This is a genomic window from Pseudomonas sp. SWI36 (assembly GCF_002948105.1).
In the GTDB taxonomy this organism is placed as follows: Bacteria; Pseudomonadota; Gammaproteobacteria; order Pseudomonadales; family Pseudomonadaceae; genus Aquipseudomonas; species Aquipseudomonas alloputida.
The window spans coordinates 4,582,390-4,607,797 of the sequence record NZ_CP026675.1 but is presented as its reverse complement, the minus strand read 5'-3'; the positions used below and the strand labels follow the sequence as shown (position 1 = coordinate 4,607,797).

General features: G+C 62.8%; 21 protein-coding genes. 10 read left to right on the top strand and 11 right to left on the bottom strand.

What is annotated here, in order from left to right; genetic code table 11:
* Positions 1-13: 13 nt before the first annotated feature.
* The gene (locus C4Q27_RS21975; RefSeq protein ID WP_064492432.1) at positions 14-502 is read left to right on the top strand and encodes a DoxX family membrane protein; all 489 of its coding nucleotides are present in this window, start codon (positions 14-16) and stop codon (positions 500-502) included.
* 34 nt (positions 503-536) lie between these two features.
* Here C4Q27_RS21975 and C4Q27_RS21970 read toward each other — a convergent pair whose 3' ends face one another.
* The 8 genes from C4Q27_RS21970 to C4Q27_RS21935 form a co-directional block, all read right to left on the bottom strand.
* Positions 537-1,232 (bottom strand): DUF2063 domain-containing protein, encoded by a 696-nt coding sequence (locus C4Q27_RS21970; RefSeq protein ID WP_064492431.1) that lies wholly within the window; start codon positions 1,230-1,232, stop codon positions 537-539.
* Entirely contained in the window at positions 1,225-2,058 is an 834-nt protein-coding gene (locus C4Q27_RS21965; protein ID WP_064492430.1) for a DUF692 domain-containing protein, read from the bottom strand. Before C4Q27_RS21965 ends, C4Q27_RS21970 begins: the two co-directional genes overlap by 8 nt.
* Before the next feature lie 74 nt (positions 2,059-2,132).
* Positions 2,133-2,624 carry a hypothetical protein gene (locus C4Q27_RS21960; RefSeq protein ID WP_064492429.1) on the bottom strand — a complete coding sequence of 164 codons (492 nt, stop codon included), beginning with the start codon at positions 2,622-2,624 and terminating at the stop codon, positions 2,133-2,135.
* A 174-nt stretch (positions 2,625-2,798) separates the two neighbouring features.
* Positions 2,799-3,350 (bottom strand): DUF4174 domain-containing protein, encoded by a 552-nt coding sequence (locus C4Q27_RS21955; protein ID WP_049587595.1) that lies wholly within the window; start codon positions 3,348-3,350, stop codon positions 2,799-2,801.
* Positions 3,351-3,578: 228 nt separating this feature from the next.
* A complete protein-coding gene (locus C4Q27_RS21950; RefSeq protein WP_064492428.1) occupies positions 3,579-8,072 on the bottom strand; it encodes an NEL-type E3 ubiquitin ligase domain-containing protein in 4,494 nt (1,497 codons plus the stop codon).
* 97 nt (positions 8,073-8,169) lie between these two features.
* Positions 8,170-12,594 (bottom strand): NEL-type E3 ubiquitin ligase domain-containing protein, encoded by a 4,425-nt coding sequence (locus tag C4Q27_RS21945; protein ID WP_064492427.1) that lies wholly within the window; start codon positions 12,592-12,594, stop codon positions 8,170-8,172.
* A gap of 78 nt (positions 12,595-12,672) precedes the next feature.
* Positions 12,673-15,033: a DNA polymerase II gene (locus tag C4Q27_RS21940; protein ID WP_064492426.1), complete on the bottom strand. Its 2,361-nt coding sequence runs from the start codon at positions 15,031-15,033 to the stop codon at positions 12,673-12,675.
* 66 nt (positions 15,034-15,099) lie between these two features.
* Positions 15,100-16,290: an MFS transporter gene (locus C4Q27_RS21935; RefSeq protein WP_104887366.1), complete on the bottom strand. Its 1,191-nt coding sequence runs from the start codon at positions 16,288-16,290 to the stop codon at positions 15,100-15,102.
* A gap of 117 nt (positions 16,291-16,407) precedes the next feature.
* On the opposite strand from C4Q27_RS21935, the gene C4Q27_RS21930 reads away from it, so the two are divergent.
* Complete coding sequence (locus C4Q27_RS21930; RefSeq protein ID WP_014591618.1) at positions 16,408-17,304, top strand: LysR family transcriptional regulator; 897 nt, start codon at positions 16,408-16,410, stop codon at positions 17,302-17,304.
* Here the strand turns inward: C4Q27_RS21930 and C4Q27_RS21925 are convergent.
* Positions 17,285-18,205: a LysR substrate-binding domain-containing protein gene (locus C4Q27_RS21925; protein ID WP_003250438.1), complete on the bottom strand. Its 921-nt coding sequence runs from the start codon at positions 18,203-18,205 to the stop codon at positions 17,285-17,287. The two genes, C4Q27_RS21930 and C4Q27_RS21925, sit on opposite strands and share 20 nt — an antisense overlap.
* Before the next feature lie 160 nt (positions 18,206-18,365).
* Here C4Q27_RS21925 and C4Q27_RS21920 point away from each other — a divergent pair, with 160 nt between their 5' ends.
* From C4Q27_RS21920 to C4Q27_RS21885, 8 genes are all read left to right on the top strand, one after another.
* Entirely contained in the window at positions 18,366-19,154 is a 789-nt protein-coding gene (locus C4Q27_RS21920; RefSeq protein ID WP_010953345.1) for a YqcI/YcgG family protein, read from the top strand.
* Between the two features lie 2 nt (positions 19,155-19,156).
* Positions 19,157-19,783 (top strand): LysE family translocator, encoded by a 627-nt coding sequence (locus tag C4Q27_RS21915; protein WP_010953344.1) that lies wholly within the window; start codon positions 19,157-19,159, stop codon positions 19,781-19,783.
* Positions 19,784-19,822: 39 nt separating this feature from the next.
* Positions 19,823-20,905 (top strand): hypothetical protein, encoded by a 1,083-nt coding sequence (locus C4Q27_RS21910; protein ID WP_104887365.1) that lies wholly within the window; start codon positions 19,823-19,825, stop codon positions 20,903-20,905.
* Positions 20,906-21,043: 138 nt separating this feature from the next.
* Positions 21,044-21,739 (top strand): sel1 repeat family protein, encoded by a 696-nt coding sequence (locus C4Q27_RS21905; RefSeq protein ID WP_020193372.1) that lies wholly within the window; start codon positions 21,044-21,046, stop codon positions 21,737-21,739.
* Positions 21,740-21,886: 147 nt separating this feature from the next.
* Entirely contained in the window at positions 21,887-22,579 is a 693-nt protein-coding gene (locus tag C4Q27_RS21900; protein WP_004573762.1) for an AzlC family ABC transporter permease, read from the top strand.
* Positions 22,576-22,890 carry an AzlD domain-containing protein gene (locus tag C4Q27_RS21895; RefSeq protein WP_064492421.1) on the top strand — a complete coding sequence of 105 codons (315 nt, stop codon included), beginning with the start codon at positions 22,576-22,578 and terminating at the stop codon, positions 22,888-22,890. Before C4Q27_RS21900 ends, C4Q27_RS21895 begins: the two co-directional genes overlap by 4 nt.
* A complete protein-coding gene (locus C4Q27_RS21890) occupies positions 22,887-23,732 on the top strand; it encodes an AraC family transcriptional regulator (RefSeq protein WP_003250425.1) in 846 nt (281 codons plus the stop codon). The genes C4Q27_RS21895 and C4Q27_RS21890 overlap by 4 nt, the downstream gene beginning before the upstream one ends.
* A 270-nt stretch (positions 23,733-24,002) precedes the next feature.
* Positions 24,003-24,230, top strand: a complete 228-nt coding sequence (locus C4Q27_RS21885) for a hypothetical protein (RefSeq protein ID WP_003250422.1) — start codon at positions 24,003-24,005, stop codon at positions 24,228-24,230.
* Between the two features lie 49 nt (positions 24,231-24,279).
* Here the strand turns inward: C4Q27_RS21885 and C4Q27_RS21880 are convergent, their stop codons facing one another.
* Both C4Q27_RS21880 and C4Q27_RS21875 read right to left on the bottom strand, forming a co-directional pair.
* Positions 24,280-24,762: a copper chaperone PCu(A)C gene (locus C4Q27_RS21880; RefSeq protein WP_104887364.1), complete on the bottom strand. Its 483-nt coding sequence runs from the start codon at positions 24,760-24,762 to the stop codon at positions 24,280-24,282.
* Positions 24,763-25,371, bottom strand: coding sequence for an SCO family protein (locus C4Q27_RS21875; protein ID WP_003250418.1), 609 nt, complete (start codon positions 25,369-25,371; stop codon positions 24,763-24,765).
* Between the last annotated feature and the right edge of the window lie 37 nt (positions 25,372-25,408).

Sequence of the window (25,408 nt, the reverse complement as noted above, 5' to 3'; positions counted from 1 at the left end):
GAGAGAACCGCAAATGACGACCTTGACCCGTACCCTGACCACCGTTGACCGCCTCGGCAGCTGGAGCGCCGACGTGCCATTACGGGTATTTCTGGCCTGGGAGTTTTACGAATCCGGCCTGGAGAAATTCAACGGCAGCAACTGGTTCGCCGACCTGCAGACCAGCTTCCCGTTCCCCTTCAACCTGCTGCCCGCGGAGCTGAACTGGCAGCTGTCGATGTGGGCCGAGTTGGTACTGCCGTTGCTGCTGTTGCTGGGCCTGGGTACCCGGCTGGCATCATTGGGTTTGATGGTGGTGACCGTTGTAGCGATAGCGGCAGTGCACTGGCCGGCGCACTGGTCGGGCCTGGCGGAGCTGGCCCAAGGCTATGCCATTACCGACCAGGGCTTCGGCAATTACAAGTTGCCGCTGATCTACCTGGTGGCGTTGCTGCCACTGCTGCTCAAGGGCGCCGGGCGCCTTAGCCTCGATCATTGGCTGGGCATGCGGTTCGGCAGATGAGGATCGGGGGCTGCTGCGCAGCCCCCCAATGCCTTCAAACTGTTCCGACAATGACACCCTGCTCGCGCAATGCTTCCAACAATGCCAACCCTTGCTGCATATCTCCGCCCAATGCCTGCAGCCGCTCTCTTCCAGTTCCTTGCTCCACCAGCAACCGATACGCCATAGGTGCCAACCGGGCAAAGCGCACCTGCAACCGGGCATCGCGATAAACCAGCAGCAAGCTCGGCGATGCTGGGGCAGCCGTTGGCTGGTAGTCCACGCCAATGCGTTCCACCGGCCAACGATAGGCCAGGACCCGCGCCACACAAGACAACAACGGCTCTCCAGCCAGCAGGTCACCACCCGGGTCATGCGCCGGGTCCTCGGCATCGCTCAGGTACAGTTGCGCCTCGACCCACTCATAGTGCGCCAGCTCCAGCTGCCAAGGGGTGTCCAGCGCCACATGTTGCAAGTAGTCGACGAACGTCTCGGCAATTTCGGTAAACAACGGCGTCTGGCAACGGTAACTGGCGTAGAAATCACGTACTCGGGCATGCCAGCGCTGCTCGCCCAACGCCTGGCGCATCACCGGGAAGCTGCCAGCCAGCAAGCCTTCGATGGCACCATAGAACAACTCACGGTAAACCTTCAGGCGCCGGGCCTCGACGCCGGGCGGCGGGGCATGGCGCTGTGGGTCGCGCAGGTGACGGGCCAAGGCATACTGCTGCGCACGCAGGGTCTCATTCATCTGCTTGCCCTCCGGCAGCGCATTGCACAGCACGCATACGCGCCGTCTCGGCCAACAGCTCGGCCAAGGGCGGGTAGTTGAAATCACGTTCAAGCACCGTCGGCTGTACGCCAAAGCGCGCACAAGCGCTGGCGTACAGCGCCCAGACATCCTCCTTCACGGCTGCCCCGTGGGTATCCACTTTGAGGTCCGGCGCTTCATCGTAATGCCCGGCAACGTGCATCCCGGTCACCCGCGCCTGGGGCAAGCCTGCAAGGAATTGCTGGGCGTCGTAGCCATGGTTGCAGGCGTTGACATAGACATTGTTGACGTCCAGCAGCAGGTCACAATCCGCTTCTTCGAGCACCGCCTGGATGAAGTCGAGCTCGCTCATCGCCTGATACGGCGCGGCATAGTAGCTGATGTTCTCCACGGCAATGCGCCGCTCCAGCTGCTCCTGAGCCTGGCGTATGCGCGCGGCCACATGGCGTACGGCTTCATCGGTGAACGGGATGGGCATCAGGTCGTACAGGTGCCCGTCATCACTGCAGTAGCTCAGGTGCTCGCTGTACAGTCGCACCTGGTATCGGTCGAGAAACTGCCGGGTCTGCTCGAGGAAATGGCGGTCCAGCGGCGCACTGCCACCCAGCGATAAAGACAACCCATGACAGGTGACAGCAAAGCGCTCCGCCAACTGGGCCAAGCCCTTGCCATAGGCGCCGCCCACGGCAATCCAGTTTTCCGGCGCACACTCCAGAAAGTCCACTGCACCCGCCTCCATGGCCAGCAGTTCCGGCAACAGGCCGCGACGCAAGCCTAGGCCGACGTTCAACATCGCAGGAAACATAAAAGTTCTCCAACAGGCACAACGCCCCACCTGGCCAGCAGGAGGAGCGTTGTGGCGTTTCATGGGGTAGAACGTCAGGGTTTGCCGGTCAGGTGGCTGAACAAGCCGTCCGGCATGGCTTTGCCATTGGCCTGGTAAATCGCCTTGAGGTGATCCGCCGCTTCCTGCTCGGAGATGAAACCGTCATGGTTGCGGTCGATCGTGTCGAAATCACCGGCACGGTCCTTGGCCACCGCCAGAAACTCATCGCGCGAGACCTTGCCATCGTGATTGCTGTCGGTTCTGGCGAACGAGGCGTCACCACACTTGCCTTCACCACACTTGCCCTCAGCCCCGGCCTTGGCGCCGGCGCCGCACTTGCCCTCACCGCACTTGCCTTCGCTTTGGGAAGCCTTGCCGCTCCCCCCGCACTTGCCCTCACCACACTTGCCCTCGCCGGCCACTTTGGCCGAGGCCAGTTGGTAACCTTGAGCCAGCGGCTCGACGGCGAACGCACTGTTGCTCAATGCCATGCTGCCGATCAGGGCGGCGCCGAGCAGGCCGAGGGTGTTTTTTGCTTGAGTCATGATGCAGCTCCACTGGGGTTGGAAAGTGGAGCCATTAGGCCGTTGCGGTTTGTCGGGGATGTATCGTGCCAGGCGCGCTTTTGTATGGCAGTAGGTCTGCAGCACAGGCAGATACAGTGCGATACACACCACCCGGCAACGGGCCCCAAGGTGCCTTGGGGCCATGAGGCGTGATCAGTCTTCCAGCGGTTTGGGCGGGGCCGCTGGTTTGGCGGGCTTGGCCGGCTTGCTGTCCTTTTCCTTGGCTTGCGGGGCCGCCGCTACGGGCTCGGGTGCCGCCACCGCCTTTTCGCTGGCAGGTAGATCATCGACCGCCTTGAGGATCACCTGCGGGTCGATGGCCTCGCCGGTGTCGTCGTCCTTGAGCATGTGCCGCTCACCGTCCTTGCCCACCAGAATCACCTTGGTACCCTTGCTCGCCCCCAGCTTCAGTTCCCGAATCAGGGCCATTGTGGTCTGCTGCTCCAGGTTCTTGTCTTCTCGCTTGCCCATCATGTTGGCGACGCTGTACAGGACAAGGTTGCGCTCCTTGAACGCGGCCTGGGTGGCCGGGTCCTCAAGCGCCTTGTTCAGCCCTCGCAACGTCGGGTCGGCACTGCTGGGAGCGATAACCACCAATGGTCTGGCCTTGCCCAGTTCCTTGGCTAGAGGCGCATCACTGTCTGCGGCAAACAGGGGGCCGGCAACAGCAAGCAAGGTTGCGAGGGTCAGTGACCGGACAAGCATGCGTATCTCCTTATTGTCTCGATAAACCAATGACTACAGATCATGGAGAAAAATCCGACAGGGAGCCTAAACCACTTCATTCCAGAACGGGGTGTGCAAAAGTAACTGTCGATTTCCGAGCCACCTGAAGCCAAGACTACGTCGCTGGTACAAACCACAGTCAGCTTGATTGAGCATAGCCCAAAGCCGCTTTGGCAGGGCCAGGCGAGCCCTTGCCCTGAGCGTATGTCAACGCACATCGATCGATGGCCCCTTGGGTCCCTCTTCCATCGCTTGAATCGTCATATCCAGCATCAGCCCTCTGCGTGCAGCGCGCTGAGCATCACGAATGGCATCCGCCTGGTCGATCATGGCCCCTTCGCTCAGCGCTTCGTCGTCAAGCACCCTTTCAAGCTGCCTTCTGAACGGCAGGTCGACCGCAGCGAATCGCTCAGGATGGGAACGCTCCAGGTGCGCCTGCCAAAATTCACGGTCAACCATGGAGCGGGCAACCTCTTCCGGGGTTTCTGCATCCCGCACCGCAGCCTCTGCTTGTGCAAGGTCCGCATCCAGGACGCCTGAGATCGCAAGAAAGCTCATTTCTCCCACCTGCAATGGCAGGTCGAGACGCTCCCTCAGCCCGATCCTGAAAGCCAACCCCACCTCGCTTCCTTCCTGCGTCCTGCCATGCTGTAGCGCCCATCGGGTAGCGAACAGGTCGACTGCATCCTGGCGCCATAAACGTCTGCCCAGGTCTAGCAAAGCGCGTTCGCTTCCTCCCTGAGCCGCGTGCTCAACCTGCCAAACCAGCAAATTCAGTTCAAGGTTACTCAAGCACCAGGTTGCACCGTCCTGGCACCCCCACTCATCATTGGCCACCGACAGCAAGTTCTGCCGCAGCTCTGGCGTAATGGCCATCGCTTGCAGTACCGCCATGACCCGATTGCCCAATGCACGCGCATTGACACGAAAGTCTTCGGACAGCAACAACTGGCGAAGCACCCGGAAAAAACGCTCGGCGTCCTGCCCCGAATCCAGCGAGTCCCAGGCAGCAAGCATCAAGCCGCGATGCTCCGGGGCCACGGCATCCCCCCATACTTCACGCGCGTGCTGCAGCCGCAGAAGCACTTGCTCCTCGTCGAGGGCAGGATCGTCGCTGCTCAACGAAGCCTGCAAGCGTAGTGTCTGGGCCTCGCCCAAGGGGTTCGCATTCAAGCGGAACCGCCGCCGCTGCCACACGGGCAACTGGTAGAAACCCTCTGGAATGTGCCTGATCCGGTTATCCCGCAAGTCAATGGATACCAACTGAGCGTTGTCGAACACGCCCAGTGGAAACTGCGAGATCTGTGTGTCGCGCAAGTTCAGCCAACGCAATTCAGCCAAACCCGCCAACGTGAACCTGCTCCCCAGGGGGTTGTGGGACAGGTCGAGAGACTGCAGGCTCGTGCAACTGGCCAGTGTGGCGGTTTGTGCAATGTTCAGGACGATCCGGTTGTTGGTCAGGCTCAGATGCCGCAACTGCGCTATCTGCAGCAACGGCTGCGGAAGGCGCGTCAGCAGGTTCCCACCCAGATCGAGGGTTTGCAGGTTAGGGAAAGCCAGCAATAGGCTGCTGGGCACCTCCAGAAGGTCAAGGTGCAGCAGCGACAGGCTGGTCACACCTCTGAAGCTGACCTGTGGGGGTATGTTGGGCAAGCCGCTCGATCTGAAATTGCAGAACATGACGTGGAGGTTTTCCTGTGCATTGATTTGCAGTTCCCCCACGCCCACCGACCGCCGCCAGCAATTGAACAACGTCTGGCGTAGAGCCTCTCGATCTTCCCTGACATCGCCCTGCCCTCGTGCCACCCAGGTATTCAGTGTCATGCGCAGGATGGCGAACTCATTGCGAAGGTCAGCCAGTACGTGTTCAATCTGATGCCCTGAACGCCTGGCGTCATCGGCGAAGGTCTCGACCTGCTCATCACTCAACCACGGAAAGAGATCGCGCAGCGTTGCCCTCAGGGCACTCCCCCTTGATGCGAAACCACCCACTCCGCCACCACCCAGCGGGTAGCCAATACGTCCATCGGCCAAGCGCACGGGCCCTCGGACAGCACCTGGGCGTACCGCGCCAAGCAAACGACTGATCTCATCACGATGGCGTGCCGCTTCGCGCGCCAGTATCACCCTGAGGTTGTGCTCGAAGGGATCGCCGATCCCCATCGCCTGCCGTTGCGCTTCGGTATAGGCTGGCGCCATGACGTCGAACAACTCACCTGCCTCACCCAGCCCCGTGCCCTGGCTGCCATGCAGTTGAAACCTACCGTTAACGTGCACCAGATCGAACGCCCGCTGCCCTTGCTCGGTCTTCGCCAGTATCGGCCCGCCCAGGGAGCCTTCGTAAAGGCGCCAGCACACACCCTGTTCGCTTCCGGGTAGATACCGCAACAAGCCCAAGGCCACCCGTGCCAGGTCTGCATGCTGCGGCGTATCAAGGTACAACGCTTCAAATACCCGAGCCTGGCGGGTAGCCAGCACGCTGCCCCTTGCCGCCTCGGCCAGCCCCAGTGCAACCCTTCCGCTGGACAGCAGCCGCATGCGATCAACGCTGCTGGCGGCCTGTACCAGTGCTTGCGCAGTGCGCGCGCTCAGCCCCGGGAACACCCGGCGCAGCGCCGCGCTGCCAGGGGTATCGCTGGGCTGCAAGGCTTCGAAAAGGTGCTGCAGCAGTGTTCGCCGCTGCGTCCAGGCCAACGCGGCCAGTGCCTGATCTGCCAGGCCACTCGCGCCTGGCAAGCGCCGAGCGTGATCGAGCACTGTTGTATCGTCTACCGGCTCGCCGCTGCGCAAACGGCCAATCATGCTGCGGATGCGTTGATCAAGCCTGACCCGCGCCACGCTGTCGATCATCCCGGGGCTCGGTGCCTGGGCGTGTACATGCAGGCCACGCAGGTCGTCGCCATCAAGGCCGTGGAACAGCAGAACCTGATCGATCTGTTCGTCATTCAGCCCACTGAAGGGTTCGCCCAGACGCCGGAACATGCGGTATTTGTCGGTCCACCGAGCCGGTTGCTCGCACCACAACCGCCAGGCACCTGAGCCGTTGGGACGCAGCAACGGCCCGTGGCCGTCGACCGGATACAACTGCCATTGATCATCACCCGCCTCTGTCACGCGATAGTGATGCCCGTCCATTTCGATCCAGGCCCGCCCGTCCTGACGCCGAATACCCAAGGCGTCCGGGCTTGAGGCTGCAACGGGTGCCTGGCTTTGAAACGGGGTCAAATCTTGTTGCCAGAGTTTCTCTGTGCCGTCCTCCAGCCGAGCCGGCACCAGGGCATCGACCTTCGCAGAGCGTGCCCAAACCCGTCGAGCCACACCCACCCCGGCTACCGTGGTCGCCAGCACGGCAAGGTCTGTCGCCACATGGATCAAATGGTCGAGCGCCTCCTGGCGATCGCCTTCCTGCCAGGCCTCGACGCCATGGTAGACCTCACCCAGCAGTTCGCAGGCCGTCACGGCCAGCAGCGCCAGGCCAAGCCCTGGCAGAAAGAAACTGGCCAGGTTGAGCAGCGCCCATCCTTCGGCTTCAAGGCGCAGGTCATGCTGGCGCTGAACCTCACGATCCAGCCTGGCCACAGGGACCGCGATCATCGCCGCATCGTCCTTGATCTGGTGGATACGTGCCTGTGCCAGGCTGATGAACAACGGCTGCGGGTAAGCCTGCAAGCGCGGTTCGAGATCGCGAAAAGCCCAGCTCGGCAGGTCATCGAAGCGCTCCGCGACCTGGGCGAAAAAAGCCTGGCTGTCTCGCCGCAGCACGAAGCGGCTGAAAAAACGCTGGTAGGCCTTGTCTCGCAAGCAACGGCCCAGTTCGCGGTTCAGTTTGTCGATGCTCTCGAACGCGCGCCAAGGCGAAAAAGGGTCCCCAGGCACGTAAAGCAAAACCCGCCGCGTCGTGTTGAACAGGACGCCCTGCTCAATGACAACGAACACGGTGACCTGCTCGATCGGGCAACCCAGCAATTTCAGTTGCCTGGCCAGCACAAGGTCGCCCGCCAGGCGCGGCAGTTCCCCCTTCTCGCACACAGCCACCATCACATTGAGTTCGCTGGCATCCAGCGTTCCCTCCTGCCTGGCTTTGTAGGCGTCCACAAGCATGGTGTAGCGCCTGGCATCTACAAACTGAGACACCAGGCGCTCGGCACTGCCAGCGGGCGTGAGGATGGCATCCAGATGACGTTGATAGCGCTCACCCAGGTCCAGCTCACGACACAGTCCGGCAAACTCGATGCTTGTAGGGGGTTTGACCGTGCCGTGGCGTGGAAGCAGCAGGCGGTTACCGCGCGGCTGGCCACCTTCCTGCGCCTGGGCGGCCGTGAAGTTGCGCAATGCCACTTCGAGCAGCGGCTTTTCTTCATAGACCACGGCCGTCAGGTGCGCGCCCACCGGCTGACTGTTGATCACAGCTTCCCGGCGGCCCTCCAGAAACCTGAGCGAGTAAGGGTTACGGCCAAGCCCATAACGCTCGTCGAGGGCCTTCCCCAGGGCTGATGCGACGAAACTGTCGATGCCCTCGATACCTCGCAGCACCGTGTTCACTTGCTCACAGCAGCGAAGGCTGTTTGACAATGCCCTGCCGATCTCAGGCAGTTGCTCAGCAGGTGCATGACGCAACCAAGGTGGCAGGCGCCTGCCGATGATGCCGTCCTGGAAAGCATCGATGGCGGCCTGCGCATCTGACGGCAAAGTGGTGTCCATAGCGGGGGCCTCTTCATGAAAAGAGGCCAGACTAAGTTGCCTGCTCCCCGCCAGGCGCTATATAGCTAATGCCTGCGCTCAGACAACCGCCAACCCGCTAGCTGAGCGGACGCTGCACCGTGTTCCGGTCCAGCGCCTCCAGCGTCAACTGCAGCAACACCGCATGCTCGCGTTGCTGGTTGCTGGTCTGCAGCCGTGCGATATCCTCTTCCCGATTTCCCAACGCCATCAGCCGTTCCAGTTCAGCGTGCATGGAGGGTGGCACTTGCAAGCGAACCGGGAAAGTCTTGTGCAGGTAATCCTGCCAGAACCACTGCCGTGACAGATAATGAGCGATATCTTCCCGGGTTTGTTTCATCAGGACCCTTTCACGGACCAGGAGAAGGTCCTGATGGCTCAGCGCCGGGATGCCTGCATAGAGCATTTCACCGGGTTGGGCAGGCAAGTCCAGGACATTGCGCAAGGCGATTCGATAGGCCAAGGCAAATTCGATCGACTCAGCGCCCGCCCCCACCCGATAGGCATGTTCAGCGGCAAGCTGATCGAGCAACGCCAAGCGCCACATCCCGGCACCGAGCCTTAGCAAGGCCAGCTCAGGCCGCCGGGCAGATTCACCGTGCCGCGTGCGCCATATCATCAGTCGCAGTTCCAGGTCAGCGAAACGAGCGGTGGCATTATCCTGGCAACCGGTCGCCGCTGCGTGCTCGAACAGCTCATGCCTGAGGGCATCATGCTCAGACATCGCCTGGAGCATGTCGAACACACGGGCCGCGAGCGCGGACGCGGTCGATGAGCGATTGAAGGCACCCGACTCTGTCAGCATCGACAGGGTATTGAAGAATTCCTCCGACTGCTCCTCGGACTCCACATGGGCCCACAGTGCGGCCATTTCATCTCGACGTTCGCCAGGTAACGCATCCAGAAAGCGCAACCGGTAAGGCACGCGACTGGCCTCAAGCAAATGCCAGGTTGAAACCCCGTCATATGCTGCCTCCAGCGGATTGCCGGAAAGCTCGACCCTGCCCGAACGCCACAACTGCGACTGATGAAAACCCTCGGGCAGTTCAGAAATACGGTTGTCGCTGAGGTTCAGGGTGTGCAGTTCTGGCGCGTCCATCAGCCCGTAGGGAAACCCGGGCATCTGGGTGTTTGACAGGTAGAGGGCATTCAGCTCGGTCATTGCCTGGACGGAAAATGCCCTGCGCAACGGGTTGTCCGAAAGGTTCAGGTACACCAGGGACCGGCAATCTGCCAGGACCAACGCCTGGCCTTGGTCGAGCGTGATCTGGTTACCAGACAAGTCGAGTACCTCCAGCTTCTGGACAAGCATCAGAGGCAATGGCAAGCGCGTGAGTCGGCAATGGGTGATTTCCAGGTTGCGCAAGTTGGGAAACGCCCGCAGAAACTCGTCCGGAACGTGCTCCACGCGCATGGCGCGCAAGGCCAGGATCGAGACGTGAGGAAAGCCCACTTGCGCGGGCAGGGCCGGCAGATGGCGCAAACGGCTGATGGTCTGGGTCAGCATGAAACGCCCGTCGTCCAGTGCCGCTTGCCCTTGCAGTTCCGGCACAAGACAGCGCCAGCAGTTGATCAGCCCCTTTCTGAACTCACGCCGGGCGGCCAGTTCTGGTGACAGCAAGGCACTGCGTGCCCACTGGGTCAAGTGCCTTTTGAGCACCCCATATTGCTGTTCCAGCACAGATAACCGGGCCTGCGCGTCACTTGAGGCCAACCAGCGCCCGATCTGTTCGTCGGTAAAGGCCGGGTACAGGTCTCGCAACCGGGCCTGAAGCGCCCTTGGCCGGTTTCGCCCTAACGCCCCCCAGAGCCTGCCGCCCGCCATGGGGTAACCAATCCGGCCATCAGCAAGACGTTGCGGCGCGAGAAACGAGCCGCTCGGCTGTTCCAGCCTGAGCAGGTTCACCACGGTCTGGCGCTGGTCGAAAGCAACGTTGGTCAGCGCCTGGCGCAACGCAGGCACGAAGGGCTGGCCTTGGCCGATGGCCGCTTGCGATGCGTCGTCATAGGCTGCGGCCAAGGTCTCGAACAACTCGCCCCTCTCACCGGCAACCGTGTGCGTTGGGGCACGCAGGCGGAACAGCCCATGACGATGAAGCAGGTCAAACGTCTGCGCCGATCCCTCGACCGTCAGTAACGGCTCGCTGGCATCACCGTCGTACAATCGCCACCCCGGCCCGCCAGCCCCCGGCACATGCACCAGCAGGTTCAGGACCACACGCGCCAGGTCGAGGTTTTGCGGCGTATCGATGCACAGCGCCTCGTACACCCGCGCCATTCGAATCCGCGCAACCTGCAACCTTGCTGCCTCGGCCATCAGCAACGGCACACGCCCCGTCTCACGCAAAAGCTGCAGGTCATCCTCGCTGGCATCGCGCAGCACCTCATCCGCGGCCAAGCGGTGCAGGCTGGCAAAGTTCTGTCGTAAGAGGCGGCCAGTTTCAGTGTCGGGATTCTGCTCTTCGTACAACGCCTGAAGCAGTTCTCGTCGCCCGGCCCAAGCCACATCGGCCAACGCTGCTCCTTCCTTGCCGGCGGCTTGTGGAAGGCGCATGACCCGCTCCAGCAGTTGCGGGTCTGCGGTTACACCGCCCTCGCGCAACTGGTTGACCAACGTACCAATCCTGCCAGCGAGCCGCACGCGTGTGACGGTGTCGAGCAGCGCGGCCTCCGGCGGTCGGCCATACACATGCCATGCCCGCAGATGCTGATCATCCAGGCCATGAATTGCCAGCGACCGGTCGATCTGCGCGTCGTCGAGGTCGCTGAATGGCCCGCCCAGGCGGCGGAACAACTGGCGTGTGTCGCCCCACCCGGCGGGCTGTTCGCACCACAGCCGCCACGCACCGGCCCCATTGTGACGGAGCGGCGGCGCATAGCCCTGATAAGGGAGCAATTGCCACTGTTCATCGTCGTTGTGCCAGGTCATCTCATACCAGTGCCCGTCCATGCTGATCCAGCGGCGCTCGCCAACACGGTGCACACCCTCCATGTCCGGCACCGCCGTGTCTGGCGGGCTTTCGCAGCGATAGGGGCCGAGGTCTGCGTTCCACAGTTTTTCCTCACCGTTTTCCAGCTGCGCCGGTACCAGGTTGTCCACCAGACTCCAGGCGCGTCGGGCCGTGGCGACTACCGCAACGGTTGCCCCGACAGCCAGCAGCCCTTTGCCTACATTCAGCAGGTGCGCCAGCGCTGCATTGCGTTCGTTTTCCTGCCAGTCCCCTACAGCCTGGAACGTCTGCTCAAGCAGTTCCCAGGCCATCACCCCCAACAACACCGCGCCGATGCCCGGAACGAAGAACCCTGCGACACCCAACAGGGTCCAGCCTTCAGCACGCAAACGGCGGGCGTGTTCGGCCTGGACCTCGCGATCAAGCAAGGCCACGGGCGGGGCGATGATCGCAGCATCGTCCTTGATCCGCGCGACCCAGTCGTCAGCAAGGTGCTCGAACAATGGCAGGCGATAGGCAAAGGTCTGCTCATCGAGGTCCCGGGTTGCCCAGCCGGGCACGTCATCGAGCCGCTCACTGACGGCCGAGAAGAATCGCTGGCTATCGCGTCGGCGCACGAAGCGGTTGAAGAAACGCCGGTAGTCATCTTTGCGCAGGCGTTTGCCAAGCACCCGGCGGGCATAATCTTCCAGGTCGCTGCGCACGCTCCAGGGGCCGTGCGGGTCACCCGGTACATAGACCAGCACGCGCTTGCTGGTGTTGAACAGCAAGCCCGCGTCGATCACGTCCAGCACGACGATTTGCTGCAAGCGGCAACCGAACACCGCCAACTGGCGCACGCGAACCGATGCGCCTTCGAGCTTGTCGAGCGTGTCCTTGGTGCAGAGCGCCACCACCCACTGCAGTTCGTCTGCGCTCAATATGCCCTGCGCCCTGGCCTGCAGGGCATCCACCAGCATGCTGTAGCGTTGCCGTCGCGTCAGCAATCCCCTGACTTCGGGCTGAAGTACCGAATCCAGATGCGCCTGGTATTTCTGCCCAAGATCCAGCGCTCGACACAGCCTGGCGAAGCCCGGTGCAGACAGCTCACTGCGCCTTGCGCCGCGCACATCGACCAGGCAATTGCCCTGTGCCTGGTCGCGCTGCTGGTCTGCAGTGAAATTGCACAAAGCGGCCTCGAGCAGAGGAATGTCGTAGTAGTCGCTGCCGACAACCGGAAACCTACTGGTTACATAATGGATCGTGTGTGAGGGAAAGGTGTACCACTGGCGAAAGTACAGGCGATCGACATCAAGGTCGCCGTGGGCACCGAGCGCTTGCTGCAGCAAGGGCCGGGCAAATGCATTCAGGTTGCCTAGCCGCGCCAGCACTGACGACAAGCCTGCACGGCAGGCCAGCAGTTCAGGCAGCGCCTCGCTCAGCAGGGTGAATTCGGCCATGCTCAGCCGCTTCATCCAGGCCGGCAACCGCTGTGCGATGTAGTGGTCCTGGCATGCTTGTGCCATGGCAAGGGTATCGACCGCAGCCGATGGTTGACTGCTATTGTTCTGCATCTCTGCCTCCGCGACGACATGGAAGGCCGAGTCTGAAGACTGTTGCGTCATGCTGACGCCTAGCTATCTACCACCCGCTCAGAACAGCAGTAACTGATGGTCGGTAAGGCGCGCGAAATCATCGCCGACAAAGGGCAGGATGGCGTCGGCCACCGGCAGTAGCTGACGGCTGATGTAGTGATCGTAGTCGATCGGTGCCTGCAGGTTTTCCAGCGGCTCAGGCCCGGCGGTGGTGATCACGTAGCTGATCCAGCCACCACGCTGATACTGCAGAGGGCGCTGCAGGCGCTTGTTGTAGTCGTCGGCAAGGCGTGCGGCACGCACATGCGGCGGCACGTTGCGCTGGTAATCGGCCAGCGGGCGACGCAGGCGCTTGCGATAAACCAGCAGTTCGTCCTGCTCGCCCGCCAACGTGCGCCGTACATACTCGCGTACATAATCACGGTAGGGCTCGCTGCGGAACACACGGCCGTAGAGTTCCTGCTGGAACTGCCGGGCCAGCGGTGACCAGTCGGTGCGCACCGACTCCAGGCCCTTGTAAACCATTTCTTCAGCACCGTCGGCCCGCTGCACCAGGCCGGCATAGCGCTTCTTGCTGCCCTCGTCGGTGCCGCGGATGGTGGGCATCAGGAAGCGCCGGTAGTGCACCTCGAACTGCAGTTCGAGGGCGCTGTGCAGGTTCATGGTCTCGTGCAGATGGGCTTGCCACCATTGGTTGACCTTTGCCACCAGTTCGCGGCCAATACGCGCCGCGTCTTCCTCGGCGTGGGCACCCTTGAGCCAGACAAAGGTGGAGTCGGTGTCACCGTAGATCACATCGTAGCCACACGCCTCGATCAGGGACCTGGTCTGGCGCATGATCTGGTGGCCGCGCATGGTGATCGACGACGCCAGGCGCGGGTCGAAGAAACGGCAACCGCTGGAGCCAAGCACGCCATAAAAGGCATTCATGATGATTTTCAAGGCCTGCGACAGCGGCGCATTGCCCTCGCGCTTGGCCGCTTCCCTGCCCTGCCACACCCGTTCGACGATGGCTGGCAGGCAGTGCTGTGTGCGTGAAAAACGCCCACCGCGAAAGCCCTCGACCGAATGTGCGTCGTCAGGCTGGCGCAGGCCTTCGATCAGCCCGACCGGGTCGATGAGAAAGGTCCGGATGATCGACGGGTACAGGCTCTTGTAGTCCAGCACCAGCACCGAGTCGTAAAGCCCTGGCCGCGAATCCATGACAAACCCGCCGGGGCTGGCTTCGTCCGGCCGGCTGCCAAGGCTGGGCGCGACAAAGCCAAGGCGGTGCATCTGTGGAATGTACAAGTGACAGAACGCGGCTACCGACCCACCGCTGCGGTCCACGGCCAATCCCGTCACCGAGGCCCGTTCGAGCAGGAAGTCGAGCAGCCGGGTATGGGCGAAAATGCGCGTGACCAGTTCGCAGTCCTTCAGGTTGTAGCGTGCCAGGGCCGGTTTGTCTTCGGCGAAGCGGCGATTGATTTCGTCCATGCGTTGGTACGGCGTGTCGATGGCCTTGCCTTCACCCAGCAGGGTCTGGGCAACGTTCTCCAGGCTGAACGAGGCAAAGCTCCAGGTGGCCGAACGCAACGCCTCGATGCCATCGATCAGCAGCCGCCCCGGCGCATCGGCGAAAACATGGCCGCCACCGGCATGGCTGCGCAGGGTCATGACCGCACCGTTGCGCCCCAGGGCCAGTGGCACCTGCAACGACTTGGCGTGCTCATGCAGCAGGCGCAGGTCGAACTGCACCAGGTTCCAGCCAATGATCGCGTCCGGGTCATGCCTGGCCATCCACTGGTTGAGCCGGGTGATCAAGGCGGCGCGATCGGCGCAATACTCCAGGTCGAAGTCAAGCCCGCTGGCATCGCCGTTGGCCGGGCCGAGCATGTACACCTGGCGCTGGCCACAGCCCTCCAGCGCGATGCTGTACAGCTCACCACGCTCGCTGGTCTCGATGTCCAGCGACACCAGGCGCAGCGCCGGGCGATAGCCTGGCAGAGGCCTGAGCTGGGCTTCCCGGTAAACGCCCTGCGCATCCGGCTGGCCAGTAAACTGCACCGGCGCCGTGATGAACCGCTCCATGAGGTAACGCTCCGGCGGCCGGATATCGGCCTCGAACACGTCGATACCGGCCGTGCGCAGACGCTGCTCCAGTTGCATCAACTGGCGATGCTGGCGGGTATAGAGGCCGAGCATCGGGCGATGCTCGAAGTCCTTCAGGCGCAGTGGCTTGAGCTTCGTCCCGGTTTCGTTGGCCAGCAGCACACGGGCGTGCTCGGCCTGCGCCTGAGGAATGAAAGCCACCGACTCCTGCGCCGCAAGCCGCAACAGCCGCGGCCCGTCATCGGTGGCCAGCCAGAACTCCACGCAGGTGCCTTCCGGCGTATCGTGCCAGTGCCGGGTCAGGACAAAACCCTGCTGCAACTCCACTGCGTCGACCTCTGGATTGTCTGTAGATGGCGTTATTCTACCTGTGTCGTGCCTGGCATGAGTGTTTTAGCGCTTCCCCGCCACAAAACCGCTCCCCCGCCCGGCCACGGCCAGCAGCCAGGCCAAGGCGATCAACACCAGCACCACCCCGCCAAACCACTCCACACCGGCCCCAGCCAGCAGCAATCCGCCAATGATCCCGCCCAGGGCAATGGCGCAGTTCCACACCGTCACCAGCATCGACTGCGCCACGTCACCACCCGGGCCTGCGGCGTCGGCGCACGCTGTCTGCAGCAGGGTCGGGGCGCCGCCATAGGTCATTCCCCACAAGGCGATGCTCAAGTACACAAACCACGACGATGCCTGCCCCAATGCCAGCGTGGCCAAGGCAAAACCGGCCAGGCTCAGCAACACCAGTTTGCGCAGGTGTCGGTCGACCAGCAGCCCTACCAGGCCGATCCCGGCCAGCGCCGACAGACCAAACACCATCAGCACAGGGCCAATGTCCGCAGCCATGCCAGCCGCCGCCAGCAACGGCACGATATAGGTGTAGAGGATGTTATGGCCAAGGATCCAGGTGAGGATCACCAGCAATACGATCAACACCCCCGGCGTGCGCAATACCTGCATGGCCGCCGGGCGCTTGCCGGCAGCCTGCCCCGGGTAGTCCGGCACGGATCGCAACACCCACACCACCAGCAGCGACGCCACCAGCGTGACAACCACGAACGTCGCGCGCCAGCCCAGCCCCGCTCCCAGCCAGGTCGCAATCGGCAAGCCGAGCGACAAGGCAATCGGCTGACCGAGCATGGCCAGGGCCATGGCCCGGCCCTGCAACGGCACCGGCACCATGCGCCGGGCATGGCCAGCGATCAGGCCCCATGCCAGGCCGGCCGCAGCCCCCGTGAAAAAGCGCAGCACCAGGGTCAGCGTGTTGGAGTCCGACAAGGCCGTCAGCCCGTTGAACAGCACGAAGCCGATGATCGCCAGCAACAGCGCCCGGCGCCGATACCAGCCTTGGGTCAACGTCACCAACGGGATGGCGGTCAGCAACGAGCCCAAGGCATACGCCGTGACCCATTGCCCAGCCATGGCCTGGCTGATGTGCATGCCATCGGCGATCTGATCGAGCAGACCCGCCGGCAGGGTTTCGCTGAGAATGGCGATGAAACCGGTCATGGCCAGCGCCAGCAGACCGCCAACGGGTAGACGTTCGTTGCTGGCAGCCAGCAACGGTGCGGAAGATGTCTGGGACATTGCAAATGCCTTGAGTGAGAAACGAGGCGAACAGTCTGCTAGACAAGGCCATTACGGAAAAAGACGGTTACAATGCCGCTCACCCAGGACATCAGCGTCCGCAATCAGGAGTGCGACATGGACAGCCTCAGCGGCTTCGTGGTCTTCAACCGGGTGGCCGAAACCCGCAGCTTCGTTGCCGCCAGCCAGTCACTGGGGATCAGTGCCTCTGCAGTGGGCAAGCGCGTGGCGCGCCTGGAAAGCCGCCTGGGCGTGCGCCTGTTCCACCGCAGCACACGCAGCATCACCCTCACCGCCGAGGGCACGATGTTCCTCGAACGCAGCCGGCGCATCCTCGCCGAAATCGAAGCCACCGAGCAGGAGCTGTCGCAGGCCAGCGAAACGCCGCGCGGGCGCCTGCGGGTGAGCATGCCGCAGGTGACCAGACTGGTAATGCCGGCCCTGGCCGAGTTCATGGCACTGTACCCACAGGTTGAACTGGACCTGGACTTCTCCGACCGCATGGTGGATATCGTCGGCGAAGGCTTCGATGTGGTGATGCGCGGCGGGCAGCCGGTGGATTCCCGGCTCAGCGCCAAATTCCTCGGGCACTTTCAGCACCGCCTGGTAGCCTCGCCCGAGTACCTGCGCGAACGCGGCACACCCTTGCACCCACGCGACCTGGCGGCGCATACCTGCCTGCATTATCGCTTCCCCAGCAACGGCAAGCTGGAAACCTGGCCGCTGCGCCAGGAGCATCCCGAGCAAGCCTATGACATCCCCATCTCGATGGTCTGCAACCACGTCGAAACGCGCGTCTGCTTTGCCTTGAACCACCGCGGCATTACCTGTCTGCCGGACTTCAACGTGGGTCGCGAACTGGCCAATGGCTCACTGGTCAGTGTCCTCGACGACTTCATGGAACGGCGCGGCAGCTTCTATCTGCTGTGGCCTTCCGGGCGGCAGATGCCGCCAAAGTTGCGGGTATTCATCGACTTCATGCTCGCTCGGGTATTCAACCGTACAGGTAGTTGATGTCCTTGTAGGCCAGCGGCGGTACCTGGCCGAGCAGGAAGTCACGCAGCTTGTGCATCTGCCGCGCTTTTGGGCTGGCCTTGAGCCAGGTCATGTAGTAACCGTCGCCGGTGGCCACGGCATGCTTGAAAGGCGTGACCAGGCGCCCGGCGGCCAGGTCGGTGCTGGCCAGTACCAGATCGACCACTGAAATGCCCAGGCCTTGCTGGGCGGCCGATATGCCCTGGTCGAGGGTATCGAACACCTGCCCCTGGTCGATGCTGATGTCCAGCGCGTCCATTCGCGCCAGCCAACGCCGCCAGTCACGCCGGTCGGGTGACGGGTGGAGGAACTCGCATCGGGGCAGGTCGGACAGTTGCGGTTGTGCCTGCGTCATGTAATCCGGATGACATACCGGGATCAGCCATTCATCGAACAGCTTGAAACTCTCGATATCGGCGGGAAAACGCCCGCTTGCCAGGAGAATGGCGCAGTCGTAGGGCTCGGAATAGAAATCCACGCTGTCGATATCCATCCACACACTGGACAGCTGCACGCTGCAGTTGTCCTCGACCTTCTTGAACGCATCCAGCGCCCGCAGCAGCCAGCGCACCGTAAGCGTGGACGGCGCCTTCAGGCGCAGGCCATAGCGATCCTGACGCAGCAGTGCGCAGGCATTCTCGATGATCTTGAAACCGACCTTCAGCTCTTGCGCCAGCAGGCGGCCGTGCTCGGTCAGGCTCAGTTTCGGGCCCCGACGTTCGAACAGGTCGCAGCCGAACAGGGCTTCGAGGGTCTTGATGTGGTGGCTGACGGCGCCCTGGGTCAGGGCCAGCTCTTCAGCCGCACGGGTGAAAGAGCCATAGCGAGAGGCCACCTCGAAGGCACGCAGCGCGTGCAAGGCCTGAATCCGTTCCGACATGGCGGCGTCCCGAGCATGAGTAGGACTAATAGTAGGTCATAACTCCACGCGTTTTACAACGACAAGAGCGTCTCGGAAAATGCCGGTAAATAACAAACATAACCAAGATCCTGCCTGCATGTGACTGGAACGTTCACTTAAATCAACGCCTGGGGAAATCATGTTTACGGGATATGGAAATTGCTATCGCCTGGATGCGCTGGAGCTTGCCGCTGAACATGGTCACACCATGCAACACTGGACGTTCAAAACCATAGAACACTTTCGCAGTATTCTCGCCAACCCCGAATTCCCCTGCCTGTTCGGCCGCAAGGCGGTAAACGGCGAAACCTGCCACATTCTCTTCGCCCGCGCCGAGCAACTGGCCGATGATATCGCGCAGGGCCTGGCCAACTATGTGCGCACCGTCGCACCGATCGCACCCAAGCAGCGCATCGGCAGCCCTTTGGTGGTGTTTCTCGAAACCGCAGCCGGCAGCAGCCTGGCCGAGCAGCAGGCCTTGGCCTGGAAGGTACTGCGCGGCGTGCATGCGCGCGACCCGCACCCTTGGCCTCAAGGCATCCCGACCGATCCCGACGATACCGGCTGGTCGTTCTGCTATGCCGGCATGCCGCTGTTCATCAACATGAACTTCCCCGGCCATCAGCAGATGAAAAGCCGCAACCTGGGCCAGCACATCACCTTCGTCATCAACCCGCGGGAGAACTTCGACGAAGTGGCCAACGCCAACACCGAGAGTGGCAAGCGCATCCGCGAGCGCATTCGCGAGCGCGTGCACCACTACAACGACGGCGTTGTGCCCGACACCCTTGGCTTTTTCGGCGATACCGACAACTACGAGTGGAAGCAGTATCAACTGCAGGAGGCAGGCTCGCTCAACCCGTCACGCTGCCCGTTCCACGCCCATGCCGCACACCAGCCGACACCCGACATACTGATCGAGAACTGACCGTGAATACCGCACTCACCGCCACCTACGCCCTCACCGTGCTGCTACTGATCGCCACTCCCGGCCCGGTGGTTGCACTGATCGTCAACACTGCGGCCGCCTCCGGCTCGCGCAAGGCCATGTTCACCGCCGTCGGCACCAACTGGGCATCACTGGTGCTGATTGGCGCGGCAGCGTGGATCATCCTCACCAGTGCCGCCATCGACAAAACATGGCTCAGCACCATGAGCCTGCTGGGCTGCCTGTTCATCGGCTACATTGCCGTGGGCACGCTGAGGGACGCCCTGCAGGCACCCGCGTCAGACGCGGCGAGCGAGGCCCCCAAGGCTGGGCGCGGCGGGCTGATGCAAGGCTTCATGGTGGGCATTTCCAACCCGAAAGACATCATTTTCTTCATCGCCTTTTTCCCGCAGTTCATTCAGATCACCGAGTCGTTCGGCAAGAGCATGGTGGTGCTGTCGCTACTGTGGGTGGCCATCGATTTCGCCGTGCTCAGCCTGTACATCTTCGCCATCGGCAAGATCGCCTCGCAGCGCAGCAACCGCATCATCAGCCTGGCGTCGGGCGTCGCCCTGCTGCTGATCGCCGCCGGCGGCCTGCTGTACAACCTCAAGGAACTGGCGGCCTGAACCTGCTGCAAAGCACCCGGCATCAGCGAAGGAGAGACCATGACCACGACTGACACGCGCCCGTCTCCTTCGCCGCTGCAGCAGGACTACCAGCGTTTTCTCCTGCTGGGCAGTCGCCGTGCCCCCTATACCCTGCATGTGCACGAAACCGGCTACCGCTCCGGCACCATCAACACCGATGCCCTTGGCCTGCGCTACAGCCATTGCGCCGGCAAGCGCTTTTCGGCGGCCGAGCACGGTGGTGCGTCGCGCATCAACCTGCTGGTCGGCGGCTCCACAGCCCTGGGCATCGGCGCCAGCTCCGACGAACACACGGTGGCCTCGCACCTGTCGATGCTCACGGGCGAAGTCTGGCTGAGCCTGGCCGGCTGCGGGCTCAACGCCACCCAGGAATTGATGATGTTCCTGACCCACCAGCACCGCCTTGGTCAGCTCGGCCATGTGGTGGTGCTCAGTGGCCTCAACAGCTTGGCCCACGAAGCCCTGTGTGAAGTCCTCGCAGGTACCAACGACCCGCAGCACGCCAAGGCCTACCAGGCCTTTCTCAACAGTTTCAGCGAAGGCCTGCAGCCCTGCGCACCACCTCGTCGGCAGTCGCTGTGGCGGCGCATCGGCCAGGCGCTGGCCCCTCCTGTGGCCGCGCCCCCGGTCAGCTGGCCACTGTCGCCCCCGGAAAAACGGCTGGCCCGTGCCGCCGACAACATTGGCCGCACCTTGCGCCAATGGGATCGCCTGCTGGCAGACAGCCACGCCACGCTCACCTTCATCCTGCAACCCTTGCTGCCCTGGTGCCGGGATACTCTGCCCGCCGGTGAGCAAGCCATGCTGACCGCGCTGCAGCAACAACCGGCGAACTTCGACCGGCTGCTGGAGGGCGCGTTCGACAGACAGTTGCATTCGGCATTTTTCCGCCGCATCAAAAGCCAGGCCGACCCGGTGCCCTGCTACGACATGAACTGCATGCTCGACAGCTCGCCCGTGTTCGGCGCCGACCTGTTCATCGACCGCCTGCACCTGAACGATCTGGGCAACAATGCCTTGGCCAAGGTGATCACCGCCAAGCTTGGGCTGGCCCAGGAAAAACATGCCCAGCGCAAGGTCACGCCGATCAAGCTCGTCTGACAGTTGTCGGGTGGTCTTTCGGCCACCCCCCTTGGGTGGCTAGAATACGTCGTCGTTACGATTTGCCCGAGGCGCACGCTTGACCGCCATGAACACCGAAGCCGTCCTTCCGTACCTGGCCATCCATGGGGTTTGCCTGTGAACCTTGTGCGGCGCCTGCCCCCGCTATTGGCTGCGCTGATGCCATTGGTCGCGCAAGCGCTGGAGGTACGCATCGACCCTCATGCCGACCTGCTCTACCGTCAGGCCTTGCCGCTGCTGGAGCAGGCCGATGATCAGGGCGACGCTAACAGCACGCTGCGCACCGCAGTAGGCGGTGACCCTGAGCTTAGCCGCCAGGGCCAGGCCATGGCTCACACCTTGCCGACAGCGGTTGCCCTGCTGAAAAAATCGGTAGAGCTTGGCCACCCTGTCGCACAGTACCGCCTGGCCCTGTACTACATGACGTACCTGCCCGCCGCGCAAATCCCGGAGGCCGCCTGCCCGTTGCTCGAAGCCAGCCTCCAGCAGGGGTTTGCCGCACCGGCGCCAGCCATTGCCACCTGGTGCCAGCCGTACAACGTCAGCAGCGAGTACCGTACAGCGCTGGAGGCCATCCCCAGCATGGCCACCGTGTACGCCCCCTACTACCCGCAACCGGCCACACGCCTGGCTTGCAACCGCAGCCGGCCACAAGGCCTGGAAATGCTGTGGGGGCGTCAGCGCGATTACCAGGCCGAGGTGTACCGCCTGCTTGGCGACCTCGACCCACAGCAGCGCACGAGCCTGCTGCAGAAAGCCGTAGACATCAATGGCTGCGCAACGGCGCAACAGCTGCTGACCAGCCGCCCATAACCCAGGGTCATTCGGGGCCGCCTTACGGCCCTGTTGTCAGTTGGCCACTGAGGTTGAGGCGAACACGCCTAGACCAGCAAGATCGTTCAAGCCATCCCCTGCCCCGTCTGTCATGCTGGCCTGCCTCGTAGCCGTCATGCAGCCATCATGCCCCACATCGCCCGCCAAGCCTTTCTTCACGGCGCCATTGCCATTCTCCCGTTGTCCCTGGCCGTTGCCCCTTGGGGCCTGCTGGCCGGTTCCATGGCCATCGAGGCCAACCTCAGCGCCTGGCAGGGGCAAGGGCTGTCGGCCATCGTCTTCGCCGGCGCCGCGCAGCTGGTGGCCATTGGCATGCTCAAGGGGGGTGCCAACCTGGCGTCGATCCTGCTCACCACCCTGCTGCTGACCTCGCAGCACCTGCTGTATGGCCTGTCGATGCGCCCGGTACTGTCCAGCCAGCCGCTGCGCTGGCGCCTGGGCCTGGGCTTTCTGCTGACCGACGAATTCTTCGCCCTGACCAGCCAGTACGACCAGCAGCAATTCAACCGCTGGTATGCCTTGGGGGTGGGCCTGACCTTCTACATTGCCTGGAACCTGTTCACCTTGGCCGGCATACTGCTGGGCCAGAATATTCCACACCTGGACCAGTTCGGCCTGGATTTCTCCATTGTCGCCACTTTTGTCGCCCTGATCGCCCCGCTGGTGCGCAACCTGGCCACCGTGGTGTGCGTAGCCGTGTCGCTGTTCTGTTCAGTGCTGTTCAGTTACTGGCATTGGGAAACCGCCCTGGTGGTCGCAGGCCTGCTGGGCATGAGCGCCGGGTTCATCTGCCAGAAATTCGCCGGAGCCCGCGCATGACCTGGATCCTGATTTTCGCCATGGGCACCATCGTGTTCCTCAACCGCTACGCATTCCTGGAGCCGCGCCTGCCCTTGCGCCTGAGCTCGAATGCCCGGCAGTTTCTCGGCTTTGCCGTGCCGGGCATGCTCACTGCCATCTGCGGCCCGATCATCTTCATGGCTGACCACCAGCTCAACCTGAGCCTGCTCAACCCCTACCTGCTGGGCTCCCTTGTGGCCATCGCCCTGGTGCTGTTGACCCGCAGCGTATTGCTGAGCATGCTGGTGAGCATGTTGATCTTCTTCCTTCTGCGCAGCTGGCTGGCATGAGCCCACCCTTGCGCGAGCAGACACACCTCTGGCAGGCGCCAGCCCTTGGCGACGTCGAGATGCTGCACGCTCGCTATTACCAGCAGCGCTTCGCCCCGCATGTGCACGAGGGCTATGTATTCACCGTGATCGAGTCGGGCGCCCAGCGCTTCTGGCACCGCGGCAGCGAGCACCTGGCACCGGTCGGCAGCATGGTGCTGATCAACCCCGACGAACTGCATACCGGCGCTACGGCCCATGAAGCCGGCTGGCGTTATCGCGGCTTCTATCCCGAGCACGAGCGGGTGACCGGTGTGCTTGACGAACTGGAACTGGGCCGCCACGGCATGCCCAGCTTCAAGGACAGCGTGATCCATGACCCGGCCCTGGCCCTCGCGTTCAGCCAGCTGCATCAGTTGTCCGAAGCCAGCGCCAGCGCCTTGCAGCAGCAGACGGCCTGGCGCCAGGCGGTGCTGGCCCTGGTGCAGCGGCACGGGCAGTGCGCCGAGCCTTCGGCCCCTGGCCACGAACCCCTCGCCGTAGCCCGCGCCCGCGAACTGCTGGAAAGCCAACTGGCCGACCCGCCCTCACTGGAAGCGCTGGCGGCAGCAGTCAACCTGTCGCCGTTCCACTTCGCCCGGGTGTTCCGCCAGGCCACCGGACTGCCACCCCATGCCTGGCTGAAGCAACGCCGCCTGGCCCGCGCCCGCGAAATGCTGAAGCACGGCCTGGCCGCTTCGCAAGTGGCGTTCGACCTCGGCTTTGCCGACCAGAGCCATTTGAGCCGGCAGTTCAAGCAGGCCTATGGGGTGACCCCGGGGGCGTATCGACAAGCCTGCGTTCACTCTGCTCTACGCGCGTGAGAGGGCGGCAGCGCCCTCTCGAGAATGCAGACCCGCCAGCAGCTACCAGACTGTGCAGTTGAGCACTTCAACAGGTCACTTTCAGATCCCGAGCCTTGGATCCCACGCACGAGACGAGCATCAACTTTAAAAACATGCTGTTTATAAGTAACGCGTTGTTACTGAGACGCGGCAGTAGCCCTTTGCAGCTGCCGCAGCGCGCCTTGCAAAGGCCGCAAGAGCCTGGCCAACCCTCTGCTACACTGACAAGGCTGAATGGAGGATCCTGTCATGTCCGAAAGAGAGCTCACCACCCTTCTGTCGTTGATGAACCAGCGCCAGGCCTGTCTGAGCAGTGCCTGCAAGGAGATTGCCGACTGGATCGACCGGCAGGGCGATGTGCCCGCCGCCGGCAAGATCCGCGCTAGCCTGAAGGCACTGGAGGCCGATGAGGCCCAGGTTCGCAAGACCCTGACGTCGCTGACCCTCGACAGACCGCTGCCGCGCTTTCGTAGCTGAAAGGCGCAGTTGAAAAGAAAAGGGCCGCTGAACGCGGCCCTTTGATCTGTCAGTGGTTCATGTGCATGTGATCATGCCCACCACCTGCGTCGGCGTTGAGCGCACGCACTTGCGCCTGAACGTCCAGGGTTTCCTTGGCGCCCTTGGCATCCTCGATGGTCAGGGTCAGTGACACTTTGTCACCCTCCTTCACCTGATTGTTCAGGCCCATCAGCATGACATGCAGGCCATTCGGGTCCAGGGTCACTGCCTTGCCGGCTGGCAATTCGACAGCCTTGACCTCACGCATGCCCATCACGTCACCGTTCATGGTCATCTCGTGCACCTGCACGGTCTTGGCCACGGGCGAAGCCACACCCACCAGCTTGCTGTCGCTGCTGGCAGTCAGGACCATGAACGCACCGGTGGACTGCTGATGCGGCACGCTGGCACGCACCCAGGCATCACTCACGGTGGTCTGGGCCAGGGCCGGCAGGGCCAGCCCCATCAGTACCAGGGCAGCCAGACCGCGTTTGATCGGTTGCATCGACATTCAGCAGATCTCCATCAGGGTGACCAGATCTTCGGCGCATTCCTTGGCGTTCAGGGAATGGCCCAGGCTCAGGCGCAGGGTGCCACGTGTATCGTAGACGTAGCTGGTGGACGAGTGAGAAATGGTGTAGGTGTCTCCGGCCGGAACCTTCTCGTAGAACACCTTGAATTCCTTGGCCACGGCGGCAATTTCCTCGGGGGTGCCGGTCAGCGCGGTGAACGTCGGGTCGAAGGCCTTGACGTAGGCATCGAGCACCTCGGGCGTGTCGCGCTCCGGGTCAAGGGTGATGAACACCACCTGGAACAGGTCGCGGTCGCGGCCCCTCAGCAGCTTGCGAATCTGCGCCGCACGCGCAAGCGTGGTCGGGCAGACGGCTGGGCACTGGGTGAAGCCGAAGAAGACCATCGGCATGCTGCCGTAGAAGCTCGACAGGGTGCGCACGTTACCTTGCGGGTCTTTGAGGCTGAACTTGCGCCCGAGGATTTCGTTGCTCATGTTCTTGCCGTACTTGAACTCGAGCCCCCGGGCCGGGCTACAGCCTGCCAGCAGGCCAAGCCCGAGAACGCCCATGCCGGCGACAACCGCACGCCGGGTCAAAAGATCATTCATGAAACCATCCTTTACAGGGAAGGTGCCGGCCCTCGGG

What these genes read in the sequence shown, in the direction of transcription:
- C4Q27_RS21960 (WP_064492429.1), bottom strand. Translation starts at nt 2,624, where the DNA reads ATGACTCAAGCAAAAAACACCCTCGGCCTGCTCGGCGCCGCCCTGATC.
- C4Q27_RS21885 (WP_003250422.1), top strand. Translation starts at nt 24,003, where the DNA reads ATGTCCGAAAGAGAGCTCACCACCCTTCTGTCGTTGATGAACCAGCGC.
- C4Q27_RS21955 (WP_049587595.1), bottom strand. Translation starts at nt 3,350, where the DNA reads ATGCTTGTCCGGTCACTGACCCTCGCAACCTTGCTTGCTGTTGCCGGC.
- C4Q27_RS21975 (WP_064492432.1), top strand. Translation starts at nt 14, where the DNA reads ATGACGACCTTGACCCGTACCCTGACCACCGTTGACCGCCTCGGCAGC.
- C4Q27_RS21910 (WP_104887365.1), top strand. Translation starts at nt 19,823, where the DNA reads ATGACCACGACTGACACGCGCCCGTCTCCTTCGCCGCTGCAGCAGGAC.
- C4Q27_RS21875 (WP_003250418.1), bottom strand. Translation starts at nt 25,371, where the DNA reads ATGAATGATCTTTTGACCCGGCGTGCGGTTGTCGCCGGCATGGGCGTT.
- C4Q27_RS21900 (WP_004573762.1), top strand. Translation starts at nt 21,887, where the DNA reads ATGCCCCACATCGCCCGCCAAGCCTTTCTTCACGGCGCCATTGCCATT.
- C4Q27_RS21925 (WP_003250438.1), bottom strand. Translation starts at nt 18,205, where the DNA reads ATGTCGGAACGGATTCAGGCCTTGCACGCGCTGCGTGCCTTCGAGGTG.
- C4Q27_RS21950 (WP_064492428.1), bottom strand. Translation starts at nt 8,072, where the DNA reads ATGGACACCACTTTGCCGTCAGATGCGCAGGCCGCCATCGATGCTTTC.
- C4Q27_RS21965 (WP_064492430.1), bottom strand. Translation starts at nt 2,058, where the DNA reads ATGTTTCCTGCGATGTTGAACGTCGGCCTAGGCTTGCGTCGCGGCCTG.
- C4Q27_RS21970 (WP_064492431.1), bottom strand. Translation starts at nt 1,232, where the DNA reads ATGAATGAGACCCTGCGTGCGCAGCAGTATGCCTTGGCCCGTCACCTG.
- C4Q27_RS21945 (WP_064492427.1), bottom strand. Translation starts at nt 12,594, where the DNA reads ATGCAGAACAATAGCAGTCAACCATCGGCTGCGGTCGATACCCTTGCC.
- C4Q27_RS21880 (WP_104887364.1), bottom strand. Translation starts at nt 24,762, where the DNA reads ATGTCGATGCAACCGATCAAACGCGGTCTGGCTGCCCTGGTACTGATG.
- C4Q27_RS21895 (WP_064492421.1), top strand. Translation starts at nt 22,576, where the DNA reads ATGACCTGGATCCTGATTTTCGCCATGGGCACCATCGTGTTCCTCAAC.
- C4Q27_RS21890 (WP_003250425.1), top strand. Translation starts at nt 22,887, where the DNA reads ATGAGCCCACCCTTGCGCGAGCAGACACACCTCTGGCAGGCGCCAGCC.
- C4Q27_RS21920 (WP_010953345.1), top strand. Translation starts at nt 18,366, where the DNA reads ATGTTTACGGGATATGGAAATTGCTATCGCCTGGATGCGCTGGAGCTT.
- C4Q27_RS21935 (WP_104887366.1), bottom strand. Translation starts at nt 16,290, where the DNA reads ATGTCCCAGACATCTTCCGCACCGTTGCTGGCTGCCAGCAACGAACGT.
- C4Q27_RS21930 (WP_014591618.1), top strand. Translation starts at nt 16,408, where the DNA reads ATGGACAGCCTCAGCGGCTTCGTGGTCTTCAACCGGGTGGCCGAAACC.